The sequence below is a fragment of the Streptomyces albiflavescens genome (assembly GCF_014645835.1).
Classification (GTDB): Bacteria; Actinomycetota; Actinomycetes; order Streptomycetales; family Streptomycetaceae; genus Streptomyces; species Streptomyces albiflavescens.
The window spans coordinates 332,591-351,051 of record NZ_BMMM01000001.1 but is presented as its reverse complement, the minus strand read 5'-3'; the positions used below and the strand labels follow the sequence as shown (position 1 = coordinate 351,051).

General features: G+C 71.3%; 13 protein-coding genes. All 13 read right to left on the bottom strand.

Annotated elements, in window-relative coordinates; translation table 11 throughout:
* Window positions 1-3 precede the first annotated feature (3 nt).
* From IEY95_RS01530 to IEY95_RS01470, 13 genes are read right to left on the bottom strand one after another with little or no spacing between them, the layout of a single operon-like run.
* The gene (locus IEY95_RS01530; RefSeq protein ID WP_189183963.1) at window positions 4-651 is read right to left on the bottom strand and encodes a PIG-L deacetylase family protein; all 648 of its coding nucleotides are present in this window, start codon (window positions 649-651) and stop codon (window positions 4-6) included.
* Window positions 648-1,478, bottom strand: a complete 831-nt coding sequence (locus IEY95_RS01525) for a sugar phosphate nucleotidyltransferase (RefSeq protein ID WP_189183962.1) — start codon at window positions 1,476-1,478, stop codon at window positions 648-650. Before IEY95_RS01525 ends, IEY95_RS01530 begins: the two co-directional genes overlap by 4 nt.
* The gene (locus IEY95_RS01520) at window positions 1,475-2,725 is read right to left on the bottom strand and encodes a class I SAM-dependent methyltransferase (RefSeq protein WP_189183961.1); all 1,251 of its coding nucleotides are present in this window, start codon (window positions 2,723-2,725) and stop codon (window positions 1,475-1,477) included. The genes IEY95_RS01525 and IEY95_RS01520 overlap by 4 nt, the downstream gene beginning before the upstream one ends.
* Window positions 2,722-3,963: a glycosyltransferase gene (locus tag IEY95_RS01515; protein ID WP_189183960.1), complete on the bottom strand. Its 1,242-nt coding sequence runs from the start codon at window positions 3,961-3,963 to the stop codon at window positions 2,722-2,724. The genes IEY95_RS01520 and IEY95_RS01515 overlap by 4 nt, the downstream gene beginning before the upstream one ends.
* 2 nt (window positions 3,964-3,965) lie before the next feature.
* On the bottom strand, window positions 3,966-5,270 hold the full coding sequence (locus IEY95_RS01510; RefSeq protein ID WP_189184595.1) for an O-antigen ligase family protein: 1,305 nt from the start codon (window positions 5,268-5,270) through the stop codon (window positions 3,966-3,968).
* A 1-nt stretch (window position 5,271) separates the two neighbouring features.
* Complete coding sequence (locus IEY95_RS01505) at window positions 5,272-6,801, bottom strand: right-handed parallel beta-helix repeat-containing protein (protein ID WP_189183959.1); 1,530 nt, start codon at window positions 6,799-6,801, stop codon at window positions 5,272-5,274.
* A gap of 9 nt (window positions 6,802-6,810) precedes the next feature.
* Window positions 6,811-8,778 carry an alginate lyase family protein gene (locus IEY95_RS01500; protein ID WP_189183958.1) on the bottom strand — a complete coding sequence of 656 codons (1,968 nt, stop codon included), beginning with the start codon at window positions 8,776-8,778 and terminating at the stop codon, window positions 6,811-6,813.
* Entirely contained in the window at window positions 8,775-10,961 is a 2,187-nt protein-coding gene (locus IEY95_RS01495) for a bi-domain-containing oxidoreductase (protein ID WP_189183957.1), read from the bottom strand. The genes IEY95_RS01500 and IEY95_RS01495 overlap by 4 nt, the downstream gene beginning before the upstream one ends.
* Window positions 10,962-10,990: 29 nt before the next feature.
* Window positions 10,991-12,925, bottom strand: a complete 1,935-nt coding sequence (gene asnB / locus IEY95_RS01490; RefSeq protein WP_189183956.1) for an asparagine synthase (glutamine-hydrolyzing) — start codon at window positions 12,923-12,925, stop codon at window positions 10,991-10,993.
* Between the two features lie 3 nt (window positions 12,926-12,928).
* A complete protein-coding gene (locus tag IEY95_RS01485; RefSeq protein WP_189183955.1) occupies window positions 12,929-14,449 on the bottom strand; it encodes a Wzz/FepE/Etk N-terminal domain-containing protein in 1,521 nt (506 codons plus the stop codon).
* Window positions 14,446-15,816 carry a Wzz/FepE/Etk N-terminal domain-containing protein gene (locus IEY95_RS01480; RefSeq protein WP_189183954.1) on the bottom strand — a complete coding sequence of 457 codons (1,371 nt, stop codon included), beginning with the start codon at window positions 15,814-15,816 and terminating at the stop codon, window positions 14,446-14,448. The genes IEY95_RS01485 and IEY95_RS01480 overlap by 4 nt, the downstream gene beginning before the upstream one ends.
* Window positions 15,813-17,078: a glycosyltransferase family 4 protein gene (locus tag IEY95_RS01475; RefSeq protein WP_189183953.1), complete on the bottom strand. Its 1,266-nt coding sequence runs from the start codon at window positions 17,076-17,078 to the stop codon at window positions 15,813-15,815. The genes IEY95_RS01480 and IEY95_RS01475 overlap by 4 nt, the downstream gene beginning before the upstream one ends.
* Complete coding sequence (locus IEY95_RS01470; protein WP_189183952.1) at window positions 17,068-18,393, bottom strand: nucleotide sugar dehydrogenase; 1,326 nt, start codon at window positions 18,391-18,393, stop codon at window positions 17,068-17,070. Before IEY95_RS01470 ends, IEY95_RS01475 begins: the two co-directional genes overlap by 11 nt.
* Between the last annotated feature and the right edge of the window lie 68 nt (window positions 18,394-18,461).

Genomic DNA, 18,461 nt, shown 5'->3' with positions numbered 1-18,461 from the left:
GGTTCATTCCCCCAGGTTGAGAGTGAGTTTGGTGACGGCGAACGCCTCGGCGTAGCGCGCATGGCATTCGATGCCGCGGATCCGGGCCAGCCCGAGGAAGGCTTCCCGGTCGTACCAGGGCCGGTGCCGCTGCGAGGGGTAGTGCTCCTGCAGCAGCCGCACCTTCCGTTCGGCGATCTCCGGCGACAGCGGCTGGTACACCGCCGGACGGCCGAGATCGCCGTCCCACTTGACGATCTCGTACCCGAGCACCAGGTGGTCGCGGAACGCGGTGGTGATCAGCTTCGCCAGACCGCGGTGATCCTGGTGCGCGTCATCGGTGCGCGGGGCCAGCACGAGATCCGGCTCTGTCCCCGCACGCAGCTCCTCGACCGCGGCCTTGGCCTCCTCCCAGTGCGCCGGCAGCCGGCCGTCCGGCAGCTTGTGCACGGTCAGCCGCAGGTCGGCGCCCGGGCAGAAGGCGGCGAGCGCGGCCTGCTCCTCCTGCTCCCGCTCGCTGCCACCGCCGGAGAGCACCAGTACGTCGATGCGGATACCCGGCCGTGCGAGGCACAGCGTCAGCAGTGTGCCGCCGGCGCCGATGGCGATGTCGTCGCAGTGCGCGCCCACCGCGACGATCCGGTCCAGGCGCTCGGCCCCGAGCCGGATCACGCGGTCCTCGCCCCGGCGCCGGCCCGGCTTCCGGTCGCGCCCGCCCCCGCGCCGCCGTGTTCCCACACGGCCCACGGGCGGTCGCCCCGGGCGTAGGCGTCGTCGAGCGCGGCCCGCTCCTTCACGGTGTCGGTCGGCTTCCAGAAGCCGCGGTGCTGATGCGCCACCAGTCGGCCGCGCTTGGCCAGTTGGGCACATCCGTCGGCGACCAGATCCCCGTTCTCCGGGATGTGGTCGAAGACCTCCTGGCGGAGCACGAAGTAGCCGCCGTTCTCCCACAGCGGCAGTTCGCTCACCGCCGTGATGCCCCCCACTAGGCCGTCCTCGCCCAGCTCCACGCAGTGGAACGAGGACTGCGGCGGCACCACCATCATCGACGCACCGGCGTCGCGCCGGGCGAAGGAGTCGATCATCTCCGGCAGCGGGGCGTCGGTGAGCACGTCGGCGTAGTTGGCGAGGAACATCTCGTCGCCGTCCAGGTGGTGCCGCACCCGGCGCAGCCGCTCCCCGATCGGTGACTCGATGCCGGTCTGCGCGAAGGTGATCGTCCAGGAGGCGATGTCGGTGGACAGCAGCTCGGTCCGCCCGCCCCGCAGCACGAAGTCGTTGGACGTCGTCTCCTCGTAGTTGAGGAAGAAGTCCTTGATGTGGTGGGCCCCGTAGCCGAGGCACAGGATGAACTCCGTGTGCCCGAAGTGCGCGTAGTAGCGCATGACGTGCCAGATCAGCGGTCGCGGCCCGACCATCGCCATCGGCTTGGGCACGTCGTCGGAGGCTCCGTTGCGCATGCGCATCCCGTAACCGCCGCAGAACAGAACGACCTTCATGCTGTGACCTTTCGAGACGCGACCTCGACAATGCTCAGTTCCGGGATGGGAAAGACCAGCCGGCCGCCCCAGTCGTGCACGAAGGACAGTTGCTCGACCAGCTCGGCCCGCAGGTTCCACGGGAGGATGAGGACGTAGTCCGGTTTGTCGGCGGCTATCTGCTCGGGCGGCAGGATCGGGATGCGGGTGCCCGGGGTGAACCTGCCGTGCTTATAGGGGTTGCGGTCGACCGTGTACGGGAGCAGGTCGGGCCGGATGCCGCAGTGGTTGAGCAGGGTGTTGCCCTTGCCCGGGGCGCCGTAGCCGACGACCGTCTCGCCGCGCTCGGCCGCCTCGATGAGGAACCGCAGGAGGTCCCGGCGCACCTTGGCCACCCGGGCGGAGAACTCGGTGTACCCGGACAGTTCCTGCAGCCCGGCGGCCTTCTCCCGGGCCAGCACGTCGGCCACCCGCTGCGTCGGCTCGCCGGCCACCTCGGCCGGCCGGGCCCACAGCCGGATGGAGCCGCCGTGCGTGGGCAGCAACTCGACGTCCACGAGCGCGAGTCCGCCGCTCGCCAGCGCCCGGGTCGCGGACGCGACCGTGTAGTACTGGAAGTGCTCGTGGTAGATCGTGTCGTACTGGTTCTCCTCGATCAGGGTCAGCAGGTGCTGCACCTCGATGGAGACCCAGCCGTCGTCGGCGACCAGGGCGCGCAGCCCCTGCGTGAACCCGACCACGTCGGGGATGTGCGCGTACACGTTGTTGGCCACGACCAGGTCCGCCGGGCCGTGCTCGGCGCGGACGCCGGCGCCGGTGGCCGGGTCCAGGAACTCCGTGAGCGTGGGCACACCTGCGTCCCGTGCCGCTGCGCCGACGTTCACCGACGGCTCGATGCCGAGGCAGCGGATCCCCCGGTCCACCACATGCCTCAGCAGGTACCCGTCGTTGCTCGCGACCTCGACCACGAAGGCTTCGGGGCCGAGACCCAACCGCTGTACGGCGTCGGCGACGAATGTGCGCGCGTGCTCCACCCAGGAGGTCGAGTACGAGGAGAAGTACGCGTACTCCTTGAACGTCTCCTCCGGCGTGATCAGCGGCGGGATCTGCGCAAGCCAGCAGTCGGTGCAGACCCGCAGGTGCAGCGGGTACGCCGGCTCCGGCTGGTCCAGTTGGTCCGCGGCGAGAAAGCTCTCACATGGTGGCGTAGCCCCGAGATCGACGACGCTCGCCATCGCTTCCGAGCCGCACAGTCGGCATCGTGTCATCTGCTGTCCCCATCCCCCCTGCTCGCACGGGTGTCCCCGCCGCGAGCCAGTGCTGACCGACCCGCGATCGCGGTGCGGTACTCCTCCACCAGGCGCTCCAGGCCGACGGCCGGGCTGAACCCCTGCTCGTAGCGGCGCCGGGCCGCCTGGCCCATCTCCCGGTTGCGGCCCGGCTCGGCCGCGATCCGGCGTATGCAGGACGCGAGCGAGGCGGGCTCGCCCGGCCGGTGCAGCAACCCGGTCACCCCGTCCTCGACGAGTTCGACGAAGGCGCCGTGACCGGCCGCGACGGTCGGGACCCCGGCCGCCATCGCCTCCACGACCACCAGGCCGAACGCCTCCAGCCACGTCGAGGGAGCCACCACCGCGACCGACCGCGCGACGGCCCGCCGGCACTCCGCCGTGTCGTACAGGCCGACGTACCGCACGTCGTCCCGGCCCGCCGCCCAGGCGGTCACCTCTCGCTCCAGTGGCCCCGCGCCGGCGACCACGAGCGGTACGCCCACACCGCCGTCGGCGGCGAGCTCGTCCCACGCAGCCATGAGCAGCCGCACGCCCTTGGCCTCCGCGAGCCGGCCGAGATAGAGCAGATGCTCGCCGTCGCCATCTCGGCGGGCGCCCGGTTCGGGCACGAAGTTGTGCTTCACCGCCAGCCGCTCGGCCGGCATGCCGGCCCGCACCAGGACGTCGCGCTGCGCCGCGGAGATGCAGAAGAACCGCTCCACGCCGGACCACCACCGTCGCCGGTTGACCGACAGGCTGACCGCGAGCGGCACCGTCGCAAGGTGGGAGTTGCGGTAGCAGCCGTGCCGGACGGCGGGCAGCGGCGTCGAGCCGACGCACTCGGTGCACGGCCGGCCGTCCCGTTGCAGCGTGCCGGGCGGGCAGACCTGGGTGTAGTTGTGCAGCGTGGCGACAGCGGGCACGTCGGCGTCGGCGCAGGCGGCAAGCACCGCGGGCGACAGGAGCGGGAAGACGTTGTGGACGTGCACCACGTCCGGCCGCTCTGCGCGGAGCCGGGCGGCGAGTTCCGCGCGGACCGCCGGGTTCCACGGCACAAGCAGCGGCACCGCGGCCTTGGCTGGCAGGGACCGGGCGGCGATGTCGTCGCTGCGCCGCTCGAACACCTCGACCCGGTGGCCGGCCGCGCGCAGCAGCGCCACCTCCTGGTCGACGACCTTGTTCTCCCCGCTCGGCTGCGCCGAGGCGTAGCGGTTGTGCACCACGAGGACGTGCATGCTCAGATCGCCTCCGATCTATGGGCCCATCGCGGGACGCGTCGTCGAGGGCCTTCGGGCGTCGGGAGGGGAGTGGCCGCGGCAGGTGTCGCCAGGAGCGAGGCGGCCACGGCCAGATGCAGCAGATACGGCGAGGCGTCGCCCAGCCCGGCCTCGGTGTACGACGCGATCGCGCAGTAGCTGATCAGGAAGATCGCGCAGGCCCTCTGCAGCGACGGTGGCCGCAGCAACGCGACGCCGCCCAGCACGATGATGATCGCCGCCACGAGGGCGACGCCGGTCAGACCCTGCTCGTTGTAAACGGCCAGCCAGCTGTTGTCGATCGGCAGCCCGCCGAACGACTTGTCGCCCAGGCCCACGCCGAACAGCTGCTCCGAGGTCGTCCGGGGGGCTGCCAGCAGTGCGTCCCAGACCTTGGCCCGACCGGTGAGGCTGGAGAAGTTCTCCTGGCTCTGCCCGCGCAGGAACCACGCTTGCAGCGCGGAGGCGAACGCCACCGCGGCCACCGTGGCGCACAGCACCGCCCAGGTGAAGAACCGGCGGGCGGCGGCGCTGGTCAGGATGAGTGAGCCGATCGCCAACGCCAGCCCGATGAGCAGGCCGAGCGTGGCCGTCCGGGTATGGGTCAACGCGAGCAGGACGAGTGAGGGCACGATGACGACCGCCGCGCCGGCCCTGTCGGTCCGGCGGCCCAGTACGAGCAGCACGGTGAGCCCGATGATCACCGCGGCGTACTGTCCGATCTGCGGCGGGGTGAGCGGCCACAGCGCGCCGACCAGTCGCCCGCCGTAGAGGTCGGGCAGGGCCGCACCCGGTGAGACGACCAGGCCGGCGGCCACCGACCCGAGCACGGCGAAGTACATCCGGATGTGGTGCCGGACGAACGTCGGGCCGCCGTCCCACCAGCGGCTGAGCAGCCACAGCGTGCCGATGAAGAGAGCCAGGCGGGCGCAGCGGAACAGCGCGCCGAACCCGGACTCCAGGTGCGCGCTGGAGATCACGCTCGGCACCAGCAGCAGGGTGAGCAGGGACAGGAAGGCGCTGGGTCGGATGCGCAGCCGGAGATTGAGCGCGAGCGCCAGCGCGAACGCGGCGACCAGCGCGCCCATGGTGACCAACTGGATGAGGGAGCGGGGCAGCGGGATGATGGTCTTCGCCCCGGCGGAGCCGAGCGTGTTGAGGACCAGCAGCCCCCAGACGATCCCGACGATCCTCGGTACGCCGGCAGGGCGCGGTTCGGCGCCGGGCTGCGTTCCCGCCGTATCCGGTCCGCCTGGCAGCCCACCGCGCGTCAGGTCGCCGCCCATCTCAACCACCGGCCCCTGGGTCGAGGGTGCTGCCCGCGTCCTGCTGGTACGGCGTGCCCTGCCACTGGCCGAAGTCGAGCACCCGGCTCGGGTCCTGGGCGACGAATTTCCATGGTCCGAGGTAAACGTTGTCGTGCCAGCGGTTGTGCTGCTTGTGGGTGATCGCCTCAGCCACCTGTTCGCCCTTGTATGGCGACCAGTCCGGATAGGTGCCGTAGTTGGCCAGCACCGCCATTCGGTCGCACTTCACCGTGCACTTGACGATGGACTCGTCCAGCACGAAGCGGTTGTCGTGGATGTCCACCCGCTGGGTCTTCCACCGGCAGTCGGCGTAGAGCGGTGCGGTGGCGATCGCCGGCTTCACGCAGCGGTCGGTGTTCCGCACCAGCAAGGTGCAGTCACCGGAGGAGGTGTTGGCCGGGCTGTTGCAGAACCGGTCGGCGTTTTCCCACAGGGTGATCCCGGACCAGTTGTTCTCCAGCACGTTCCGGTAGATCTCGATCTTGTCGGTGCGGGCTCGGATCCGTGGTTCGCCGCCGGACTCGGACAGGTAGACGGTCGCGTACGGGAAGTTGTCGCCGCGGTCGGCTGCCTTGCGGCCCTCGACCCAGTTGTTCCGCCGGATCGTGTTGTTCCGGATGACCGCGTTGTAGCTGATCTCGTAGATCAGCGCGGCACCGTCGTTGGCATCGAGCACGTTGTTCTCGATGCGGAAGTCGTTGTTGTTGGTGTCCGCCCACAACCCGGTTCCGCGGTTGTCGTGCACCCAGTTGCCGCGCACGTCGGCGCCGTTGACGGCCCAGAACTTGATGCCTCCGGTGCAGCCGCAGCCCTTCCGCCGCCGCTCCCAGTCGCCGGTGTTGTTGCCCACGATCTCGTTGCCCTCGACCACCAGGCCGCTGATCCGGCCGGTGGCCTTGTACGCGTTCATGCCGTACTGACCGTTGCTGCGCAGGCAGTTGGCGCGGACCTGCTGGCGGGCACCGGCCATCAGCCCGGCGCCGGAGTTGTTCTGGATCGTCGCGTGCTCGATCACCCATCCGTCGGCCGAGTCATGGTTGACCACGCCCTCGTCCCGCGGCGCCACGAAACGTTGCACGGTCAGGTAGCGGATGGTGACGTTGCGGGCGGTACCGCCGAACGCGTACTGGTTCTTCTTCCGGCCGTCGATCACCGCGCCCGGCGCACCGAGGTAGCGGTCCCCTTCCTTGGGGATGACCTGGGCGTAGCGGTCCGGGTCAAGGCTGTGCTTGCCCGGTCGAAGCCAGAACGTGGTGTTCGGCGGGCTGCTCTTGGTCTTCGCTGCCAGGTCGCCGACCACCTTGGGGTCGACGGTCACCGCGCCCGCCGGCGCCTTCGCCGGCCCGGCCGCGGGCTTGGCGCACACCCGGGCCACGGGCAGGGCCGCGGACGTGGATGGCGCGGCCTTCGGCTCCGCCCCGGCGCCCGGCGTGCTCACACAGCCGGTCGCCAGCAGGGCCAGCGCCAGCGGTGCCGCCGCCAACGCCCAGTGCCGCCTCTTGATCCCCACGCGCCCCCCCTAGCCGCGGAACCTGAGCACGGTGGTGAAGCCCTCCGCGCCGTCGGCGAAGCCGGTGCCGACCAGCGTTGTGGTGGGTTCCTTGCGCCCGAATCCGGCGGAGTACCAGCCCAGCGGCGGGTCGGTCTCGCCGCGATGCGCCCGCCAGCACAGCTGCCCGGGCAGGTCGAGCACGGCGGAGCGGTCCTCGCCGTCCCGAGTCCAGGTGAGCACTGCCCGGTTGCCCGCGAGGTCCGCGGCGATCGCCGGGCCGAGGTGGAACGCCAGGTGCACGGCCCGGCGCGGGCCGCGCACCTCGTCAATCACCCTCAGCTCCTGGCTCGCCGCCGTCAGTTCCACCCGGCGGCGGTGTACGGAGCGCTGGTAACCGTCGTGCTCGGCACACCAGCGGGCCACACCCTCGTCGGAGGTGTCCGCGGCCAGGACGCGGCTGCGGGCATGCCGGGTCCACAGGAACGGGCCGCCGGAGACGGACTGGTCACTGCCGTCCAGTTGCAGGGTGTTGTGGCCGAGGGTCGAGCGGAAGTACTGCCGCCACTCGGGTTGCCCGTGGTAGCAGAACGTCCCCGGGTCGGCGAGCACGTCGACCCCGTCGTGCCGGACCTCCACGGACAGCGCGTCCGCGTGGGCATGCGCGGCGATGGACAGGAAGCCGTGCGGACCACCGTCGCAGCGGCACCAGATCTCTGCCGGACCGCGCAGGATGGTCATGCCCGCGTCGGCGAAGTGGGCCGGTCGGCTTGCCGGGCGGGTCACGGCCGGTGCGGTTCCCTTTTTCGAGTACGGCCGGATGAGCGCGGCCAGCAGCGGGGTGCGCACATCGGTGCCGGTCACCGCCGGCCACCAGGCGAGCCGACCGAACACGGCGTCCCCCGTGGTCAGCAGCGAGGCCCAGCGGTCGGTGCCCGCGCCGTCCACGACCAGACCGTGCCCGTCGTCCGCGTCCCCCTGGCGCGGTGGCCGTAACCGGCCGTCCACGACGGCCGCGAGCGCGTCGGTCATCCGCAGCAGTACCAGCCGGATCGACGCGGGGACCGGCACGCCTGCGGCATCCGCCTCGGCCACCGCGGCCAGGCCGAGCTCCAGCACGAGTCCGTGGTACTCGGTGGCCAGCTCGCGGTTGAGGCCGGAGTCGAAGGTGTTGCTGCGCAGATGCCGCTCCAGCGACCGCAGCGCGGCGGCTCGCCAACGTGCCGAGGAGGGGAACCACCCGAACGCGCAGGCCGCTGCGAACTGCCCGGCGGCCTCGGCGATGACGTGGTTGTTCGCCGAAGAGCCCCGGCTGGGGAAGGCGGCCAGCCAGCGCTGGTGGTGCCAGATCTGGTTCAGCGCCACCGGGTTGCCCTCGAACAGCCCGGCCGCACCCGGCCAGCCGTCGAGGAGCCGGCGGATCCACACCCAGGACAGCAGCCGGATGCCCAGCTCGATGCCGCTGATCCAGTGCACGCCGCGCAGCGGTGGGTTGGCCGCCCACCACGACCGCAGGTGCTCGGCCACTCGCTCGGCATACCGCTCGTTCCCGGTGATCGCGTAGGCGGCGGCGAGCACGGTGAGGTACTGGTGCCGGGACAGCTCCCAGATCTGCTTGATGTCCCCGACCGCGTCCTCGTTCCGGTACGGCACGTCGAAGGCGTAGCCCCACGGAGCCCGGCGTCCGGTCTTCGGGTCGCACCACCAGTCCGGGTCGGTCAGGTCGTCGCGGACCACCCCGAAATACTCGGCGTGCCCGTACATCAGCCGGTCCGCCTCGGCGATGAGACGTTTCGCGGCGTCCGGAGGTATCGCGGCGATCGTACCGGCGGGCAGTACCGCGGTGAACCGGGCGTCGGTCACCTTCGGGCAGTTTGGCCGCGCCGACCGCCACCGCCGCCTGCGCACCGCGTCGCCCACCCGGCCGCCGACCTCCCGCGGTCCCATCCGGGACAGCCGCCGCAGGTACCAGCCCGGACTCCCCGAGATCACAGTCATCGCGCCCTCGCCAGCGTCACCGGCGCGCCGCCGGCCAGGCCGGCCTGTACGGCGAGGGTGGCCGCCGTGGTGGCGACCAGAGACTCCAGCGGCACCGGCATCGGCCCTCCGGTCCGCACGGCCTTGATGAACGCGGCCAGTTCGGCGGACTGGCCCTTGTCCCGGGCCTTGGGCAGCCGCGAACTGACCCACCGCTTGCGGCGGCCATCGTAAACAGCGGCACGGACGAAGTCGTCGAGCTTCAGCACCTTGCCGTCCGCGACCAGGTCCAGCGTCTCCTTGGGGAAGCCGGGCGCGCCGGTGGTGACGTAGCTGATGGTGGCGGTGGACTCGTCCGGGTAGCGCAGTACGACCTGCAGGTCCTCGTTGCCGGACGTGGCGACGGCGTACACCGATACCGGGTCGGCCTCGAGCAGCCGGCTCGCCGTGTCGATGAAGTGTCCGCCCTCGCCGGTGAACCGCGAGCCCTCGGTGCCCTGTTGGAGGTACCAGCTGCCGTGCTGCAGCCGGCCCGCGTTGACCAGGTAGCGGAGGCTCGCCGGACCGGTCCGGGCGCCGAACCGCTTCCTGGCCTCCTGCAACAGCGGCGCGAAGCGGCGGTTGAAGCCCACCTGCAGCCGGTCGTTGCCGGACTCCTCCACCGCCGCGAGTACGCCGGCCAGCTCGTCCTCGGTGAGGGCGAGGGGCTTCTCCACGAACACCGTCTTGCCGGCCAGCAGTGCCCTCCGGGTCAGTTCGGCGTGCGAGCTGTGCCGGGTGACCACGAACACCGCGTCGATGGACTTGTCGCCGAGCACGGCGTCGAGATCGGTGGTCGCCTCGGCGAAGCCGAACTTCCGCTGCGCGTTGGCCGCGGACAGCGCCGTCGTGGTGACGACGGTCGACAACTCGACGCCGTCGCGCTGTGCCAGGTGCGGCAGCAGCATCGACGTCGCGTAGTTTCCCGCGCCGACGAACGCCAGCCGTACCGGCGTCTTGGCGGACCGGGACGGGGCGGACGCTCCGCCGCCGCGCCTCACCGCGGGCACGGCCACCGCCGGGACCTCCGCTTCCCCCGCGTGTTCGGGGTACCGGAACAGCACAGCCACGGCCTTCAGGTCGCCGTCCTTCAGGCGCTGGTACGTGTCGACGGCGTCATCGAAGTCGGCGATGTGGGAGACCAAGGGCTCCACGTCGACGCGGCCGCGGGCGACGAGATCGAGGAAGCACGCCAGGTTGCGGCGCTCGGTCCAGCGCACATAGCCGATCGGGTAGTCCCGCCCCTCGATCTCGTACTCCGGGTCGTAGCGCCCGGGGCCGTAACTGCGGGAGAACCGGACGTCGAGTTCCTTCTCGTAGTACGCGTTCCACGGCAGGTCCAGGCGGCACTTGCCGATGTCGACGACCCGGCCGCGGTCCCGGCAGAGCCGGGCGGCCAGCTCGACGGGCTGGTTGCTGCCGCCGCCGGCGGCCAGGTACACCTGGTCCACGCCGTGACCGCCGGTGAGTTCGGCGACGGCGGCTTCCACGGCCGCGGATGCGGGATCGCCGCAGGCCGCGGCGCCCAGGCGCTCGGCTAGCTCGCAGCGCACCGGGTCGGGGTCGACCCCGACGACGCGAACTCCCGAGGCGGCAAGGAGCTGCACCACCAACTGCCCGATCAGCCCGAGGCCGATGACCAGCGCCACGTCGCCGAGTTGCGGCTCGCCGCGGCGGACGCCCTGCATCGCGATCGACCCGACGGTGCCGAAGGCCGCGTGCCGTGGCGCGAGGCCGTCCGGCACCGGGGCGTAGAGGTTCTTCGGCACCCAGTTCAGCTCGGCGTGCAACGCGTGCTCGTTGCCCGCGCAGGCCACGAGGTCGCCGACCTTCACATCGTCGATCCCGGTGCCGACCTGCTCGACCACCCCGCACAGCGAGTAGCCCAGCGGCGTGTAGGAGTCCAGCTTGCCCATCACCTTGCGGTAGGTGGCGGGCACCCCGTTGGTGGCCACGCTCTGCATGACCTTGGCCACCTGGTCCGGCCGGGAGCGGGCCTTGCCCAGCATCGACATGCCGGCCTCGGACACCTTCATGAGCTCGGTCCCGGTGGAGATCAGCGAGTAGGCGGTGCGGACCAGCACACCGCCCGGCTTGCACCCCGGCACCGGCACGTCGAGCACCGCCAGCTCGCCGCTCTTGTAGTTCTGAACTACCTGTTTCACCCGAAGTCCCCTTGTTTCTACGCCGTCTTCTACGCCGCCGAGCGAGCGCTCCGGCCGGTCCCGGAGGTCGCGTCGCGGTACCAGTACTCGAGGGTCAGCACATGCCACAGATGCTTGGAGAAGTCCCGCTGCCCGGCGGCGTCCTCGGCGACCATGCGCGCCAGCGCGTCGCGGCGCAGGAGCCCGGAGTTGACGAGCACGCCGTCGTTCACCACCTCGCGCACCAGCGGTGCCAGGTCCCGGCTCATCCAGGCGCGCAGCGGGGCGCTGAACAGGCCCTTGGGCCGGTAGACGATCTCCCGGGGCAGGATCGAGGTGGCCGCCTCCTTGAGGACGGCCTTGCCCTGCCGTCCGACGATCTTGCGATCGCCGGGCACGGCGAACGCCGCCTTGACCACCTCGACGTCCACGTACGGCACGCGCACCTCGGTCGACGCGGCCATGCTCGACCGGTCCGTGTACGTGAGGTTCAGGCCCGGCAGGAACATCCGGGCGTCACCCAGGCACATGCGGTTGACGAAGTCGTCGAGGTCGTTGTCCTGGTAGACGTCCGCATGCTCGGTCAGCACGTCCTCGACCGTCCCGGCCAGGTCCGGATCGACCAGGTCGAGCAGCTCGTCCTGGTCGTACATGGTGTAGCTGCGCCGGAACGCGGTCTCCTCCGGCAGATCGGCGAAGGAGAGGAACCGCTTCGCGAAGCGCACCGACCGGTACCCCCGGCGGGCCGTGGCGACCGGCAGCCGGTCCACGGTCGCGGACAAGCCGCGCCGCAGAGGTCGCGGGATGCGCTGGTAGCGCACCGCAAGCAGGTTGGCCAGGTGCTTGCGGTAGCCGGCGAACAGCTCGTCGGCGCCCATCCCCGAGAGCATCACCTTGACCCCGGCCTCTCGGGCGGCCGAACAGATCAGGAAGGTGTTGATCGCGGCGGGGTCACCGATCGGCTCGTCCAGGTGGTACGTCATCTGCGGCAGCAGGTCGAGCACATTCGGAGCGATCTCGATCTCGTGCAGGTCGACGCCGAACCGCTCGGCCACCTGCCGGGCATAGCGCAGGTCGTCCGGCATCGCCTCGAACCTGGCGTCCTCGGCGCGGAACCCGATCGTGTAGGCGGAGATCCCGGGTCGGTCGCGGGCCGCCAGCGCGGTCAGGTAGCTGGAGTCGAGGCCGCCGGAGAGGAAGGTCGCCACGGGTACGTCGGAGAGCAGGTGGCGCCGGGTCGACTCCTCGACGATGGCGGCGAGATCAGGCACCTCACCGGCCCGGGCCCGCTCCCGGCCCTCGGCGGCGACGTCCTTCAGGTTCCAGAACCGGCCGCGCTCCACCCGGCCGTCGGGCCGGCACCGCAGCCAGCTCCCCGGCGGCAGCTTCTCCGCTTCGCGGAACGCGCACCGTGTGTCCGGCACCCAGTAGTACAGCAGCGAGGCCACCAGCGCCGCATGGTCCACCTCCAGCGACCCGCCGGTCGCGGCGGCGAGCGCCTTGAGCTCGGAGGCGAACACCAGACCCTCGCCGCGCCGGAGCAGGAACAGCGGCTTGATGCCCAACTGGTCGCGGGCGAGCACCAGTTCACCGGTTCGCTCGTCGAAGATCCCGAACGCGAACATGCCGCGCAGCCGGGGCAGGCAGTCCGTGCCCCAGCGCCGCCAGGCCTCCAGCACCACCTCGGTGTCGGAGGTGCCGCGGAAACACACCCCGGCGGCTGCCAGCTCCGCACGCAGCTCGGGCGCGTTGTACAGCTCGCCGTTGTACGTCAGGGCGAGGCCGTCCGAGACCATCGGCTGGGCGCCGGTCTCGGACAGGTCGATGATGGCCAGTCGGCGGTGCCCGAGGTGCACTTCTGCGTCACCGACGGGGTGGCTGTACCGGCCCGCCCCGTCCGGACCGCGGTGGGCGAGGGTATCGGTGAGCCGGTCGGTCACGACCTTCCCGTCCGGCCATCGGTAAGTGCCTGCGATGCCACACATGTGCTACCGCGCCTCCTGGTCGCTGTCCGGGACCCGTCCCGCCCACATCGGCTGCTGCTCCGTGCGCCGCCGACCCGTCCCGTTCTGCCGGGCCGGCCGCTCGCTCCGGCCGCGCAGCGCGGTGTGCAGCCCGTCCCACAGCGTGCCGTCGGTCCGGTCACGCGGATCGGGGTCGATCAGCACCACACCGATCACCGGGATGCGCTGGTCGGCGAGTTGCCGCGCGACGGTGTGCAGCCATGCGGCGCTGCCGTGCCCGGCGCGCACGACGAGCACGGTCTGGGTGCCGAGGTACTGGAGGTCGGTCCAGGCCGTGCCGGGCGCGACCGAGCCGACGCCGATCCGGCGCTCCTGAGGCGACAGGGCCGCGGCGCTCTCGCCGCTGACCACGGTGGGGTCTCCTGGCTTCGGGCGGTGCTTCGCGAGGTGCGGGCCGGGCAGGCCGTCGACGACGACCGCCGGCCCCTCCGCCGCCAGTGCCCGGGCGAGGTTCAGGGCGATCACGCTCGTGTTGCGCGCACAGCCCAGTTCCAGCAGCGACAGCGGTTCCGCGGAGCCGCGCACGGTGCGGGCCAGGGACACGGTGAGCCGTTCGCGTGCCGCCCGGATCCGTCGGCGCTGCCACAGCCTGCCCGACCGGCGGGGCAGCTCCGCGATGACCGAGGCGCCGAGGTTCGCCGCGATGTCCCGGCGCAGCACGGGGCGGTCTGCCACCACCGTGCCGACCGCGGCCAGCGCGAGCCCGAGGAAGAGCCCGAGGACGAACCCGATCACGGCGTTGGTGACGACGGCCTTGGGCAGGGAGTGGTGCACCGCGCGCGGAGCGTCCACGATCTGCGTGCCGACGATGAGCTGCGGCGTGCCGATGCGCGCCTCCTCCGCGCGCTGACCGAAATCGGCGATCCGCGACGTGAGATCGGCCCGGCGGGCGAAGAGCGACTCGATGCTCGCCGACGCTTTCGGGTCGCTGTCCGGCGATCGGCCGCCGATCTCCTTGTTGACCTCGGCGAGCTCCTTCTGCATGCGGTCACGCTGGTCGAGGAGGGCCTTGGCCTCGGCGTCCGCGGTGTCCCGTATCCGCTTCACATGGTCCGCGACGAACGCGTCGGCCAGTGCCTTGGCCCGGGCCACCGCCTGCGCGTCGGTGTCGCCCGTCACATCGATCTGCAGCACGTTGTTGGTCAGTCCGGTACCCCGGTAGTCCCGCATGAAGTCCTCCGGTTTTTCCGAGGACTTGAGGGACTTCAGGGCCCGGTCGGCGATCTGTGTGGTCCCCAGCAGCTGGACGTCGGTGCGGATCAGCGTTCCGGTGTCGTTGGGCTGGTCCTCCTGATGCGCGACCAGCACCTTGGTCACCGCGCTCGGCGACGGCGGCAGCAGGACCGCCGCCGCCGCGCCGATCAGCAGTCCGAGCAGCGCCATGCAGGACCAGAGGCGGCGGCGCCTGCGCACCGCCACCACCAGCGCCTGCAGGTCGAGGAGTGGAGCGGCGGCCGACGACTCCGGCGTCTTGCTCGTCGTCACACTGAACCTCCCGTCGCGTGGCCGCGAACCGCGAACGTCAAAGTGGTCTCGTCCGCAGGGCGATCGGCGTGCGGCGTCGGACGGGCGTGGACCATGCCGGCGACGACGATGCCGACGACCTCGTGCCTGGCGTCCGCACAGGCCTCGGCGATGCCGGCGAGCTCCTCCGCGGTCCAGCCGCCCGCGCTGAGGACGACCAGGACACCGGACTCGGTGTCGCGATCCGGCACCATCGGCCGGTCCACCGAGACCTCCACGATCCGCAGCAGCGGATCGCTCTCGGCCTCGGCGACGAGCCGCCCGGCGGCCCGGCGGGCGATCTCGTCGCCGACCGGTACGACAACCAGCAACCGCCGGGGAGCCGGCAGTTGGTCCCGGAGGCGAGCGCACACCCGCCGGTAGCGGATCCGCCGGTCGGCCTCGTCGCCGGACCTCTGCGGGGTCGGTGTGTCCCACGGGGCGTCGACGCCCAGAAGTCGGCGGATCCGAGTCCGTGAGCCACCGCTTTCCGGCCGGTGCCCGCGCCCTTCACCAGGCACGTCGACGGTGCCGAGGAGCGCCGAGCCCAGCGCCGCGGCGATCTCCTTTTCGGTGCGCAGTCGGCGGCTCACCCGTGCGGCGGCGAGATGGCCGATGACCGCGAGCAGGAAGAACAGCAGCGCCCCGGCGACGATGAGCTGCATCCTCGTCGGCGCTGCCGCGCCGGTCGGCCGGGGCGCCGGCCCCATGACGACCATGCTCGCCTTGTTGGTCGACGGGTCGGCCTCGTCCAGCTTCTTCATGGCGTCCGCCAGCGCGGTGCGCAGCTTCTCGAGCTCGGTGCGAGCCTGCACGCTCTCCACGGTCTGGCCCGGATCGGCCGCATTGGCCAGGTCGGTGATGCGGCGGTTGGTCTCCGCCACCTTCTTCCGCAGCGCCTCGGTCCCGGAAGCCGCTCCGGGGTCGGTGCTGCCGCCTGCGATCCGCGCGGCGAAGGTGACGAACTGCTGGGCCACCTGGTCGGAGAGCCGCTGCGCGCGCTCCGGGGTGTCGGCCGTACCCGAGATCTTGATGATGTTCCCGTCGGCGGCCTTGGCGCTCACTTGGTCCTGCAGTTCGGCGCCGCTGACGCCCTTCCAGCCAAGCGTGGCGGCGGCGCGGTCGACCACCGCCGAACTGGTCGCGATGTCCACCTGGGTCAGCAGTTCGCGCTCCTCCCACACCCCTGGCAGCAGTACCGGTGCCGACGCCGTGTACCGCGGCGGAAACACCAGCACCGAGGCGCCGTAGCCGACGAGCGCACCCACCACGGCGAGGGCGGCGAGAAGCCGCCAGCGCCGACGGAGAATCCGTCCGATCGTGGCCAGGCGGATCGTGTCATCGTTCAATGGAGCGGCCTCTTCCCCGTACGGACCGGCCCACCTGCCGGCGCCGGAGCCTGGTCCCGGCAGGCGGCGGCGTAGGCGGCGAGCAGCGACGCCTGAGAGTTCCGCCAGGAGAGCGGCCCGCTGATCCGCTCCTGGCCGACCTTGCCCATCCGGGCGCGCTTCTCCGGATCGTCCAGGAGCAGCGCGATGAGCTTGGCGAATTCGGCCTCGTCGTTGGCCGGCGCGTAGACGGCGGCGTCACCGGCGGAGACGCGCGCCTCCTTCAGGTCGAACGAGACGATCGGCCGGCCCATCGCCATGTACTCCAGGACCTTGTTCATGGTCGACACGTCGTTGAGCGGATTGCGCGGGTCGGGGGAGAGGCACACGTCCGCGGTGGACAGGTAGCGCACCAGGTCGGCGTCCGGAATGCGCCCGGTGAATTGCACCTGCTCCGAGAGCCCGAGCCGCCGGGACAGCTCCACCATCGCGTCGAAGGCGTCGCCGGAGCCGACGAACACCGCATGCCAGTCGGTCCGCCCGAGCTCGTCGCGCATCTTCGCAAGCGCCCGCAAGGCGTAGTCGACGCCGTCCTGAGGGCCCATGACGCCGAGGTAGCACAGCAGATGAGGCTTGCCACGCTTCAACTCCGGCTCGGGCGGCACAGGTTGGAACCGGTCGATCTGGGGTGCGCTGCGCACCACGAAAACGTCCGCAGGGCGTTGACCGCCACGGCGCACCGCGACGTCCCGGTAGCTCTCGTTCGTGGCGAGCACGACGTCCGCGGCCCGGTAGGTCCGCCGTTCCAGCGCGCACACGGCGCGGTAGAGCAGATCTTCGCCGCGGTCGAAGCGGGAGAGGTACAGCTCGGGTACCAGGTCGTGCTGGTCGAAGACGAAACGCGCGCCGCGCCGCTTCAGCCACAGTGCCGGCAGGAACAGCAGGTCGGGCGGGTTGCAGGCGTGGACCACGTCGACCGGGCCGACCTTGCGGGCCAGCCGGGCCGTGTGCCACAACGCCGATCCATACTCCCGCAGGTAGCCGGCCGGTCCTCCGGTGGCCGCGCGCAACGGGTAGCGGTGGATCCGCACCCCGTCGATCTCCGCCTCCGGCTCCGTGTCCCGCTTTTCCCCCCGGGGACAGATGACGTGCACCTCCCAGCCCGCGTCACGCAGCGTCGTGCACTCCTGCCACACCCGCCGGTCGAACGGCACCGACAGGTTCTCCACCAGGATCAGCGCGCGCCGGTCCGGCTGGTCGCCGCTTATTGCATTACCAAGCAAGGCCCATGTACCCCGGTTCGGCCCGGCGCGCGTCGGCGTCGGGAAGGTGGATGAGGTCGACAATCACCGGGCCGTCGCCATGGGGCAGCGCCGACAGCACGGCCGGATCTCTGGTCCCGACCAGGCACACCTCGGCGTGCTCGAGCACCTCGTCGACGGAGTCCGCGAGCAGCTGCGCGAGGTGCGGCAGCCTGGTCTCGATGTACTCGCGGTTCGCGCCGATCAGCCGGGAGAGGCTCACGTTGGCGTCGTGGATCCGCAGGTCGTACCCCCTGCCGAAGAGCCTCTCCGCCAGCTCGACGAGCGGGCTCTCGCGGAGGTCGTCGGTGCCGGGTTTGAAGGACAACCCGAACAGACCCACCCGGCGCTTGCCGGTGCGCTCGACCAGCTCCACCGCGCGCTGCAGATGTGCGGAGTTGGAGGTCAGCACGTGGGCGAGGATGGGCACCGAGACGTCGGCCCGCTGCGCCGCGTGGACCAGGCTGCGCAGGTCCTTGGGCAGGCAGGAGCCACCAAAGGCGAAGCCGGGCCGCAGGTAGGCGGGGCTGATGTTCAGCTTGCGGTCGGCCAGGAACACGTCCATCACCTGGTGCGAGTCCACCCCGAGCGCCTGGCACACCGCGCCCAGCTCGTTCGCGAAGCCGATCTTGAGGCCGTGGAACGCGTTGTCCGCATACTTGATCGCCTCGGCCGTCGGGACCGGCACCCGGAACACCTCGCCGGGCAAGCCGTCGTACAGCGCCATCACCGTGTCGCCGCTTGCCGGGTCGAGTTCGCCGATGACGGTCTTCGGAGGGTCGAAGAAGTCCCGCACGCTCGTGCCCTCGCGCAGGAACTCCGGGTTGACCGCGACCCCGAAGTCCACCCCGGTCGTGCCGCCGACGTACTTCTCCAGGATCGGTACCAGCAGGTTCAGACAGGTGCCCGGGAGCATGGTGCTGCGGAACACGACGGTGTGCCGGCTCCCCTGCTTGGCCCCCTCGGCCAGCGCGGCGCCGATCTGCTCGGTGACCCGCTCCAGGTACGTGGTGCACAGGCTGCCGTTGGGTTCCGACGGCGTGCCCACGCAGACCAGCGACACCTCGCTGTCCATGATCGCCTCGCGGACGTCGACGGTGGCGCGTAACGCTCCGGTCCGCACGACCTCGGCGGTGAGCTCGCCGATCCGCTCCTCGACCACCGGGGCCTTGCCGTCGTTGACCAGGTCGACCTTCGCCTGGTTCACGTCCACCCCGATGACCTGGTGACCCATGGTGGCCAGGCACGCGGCCGACACACAGCCCACGTAGCCGAGCCCGAAGACGCTTACTCTCATGCCTCGTTCCTCCCCCCAGGCAGGCCCCTCCGGCCTGCGATGCGTGCGCCGTCGGACGCCGACCCCCC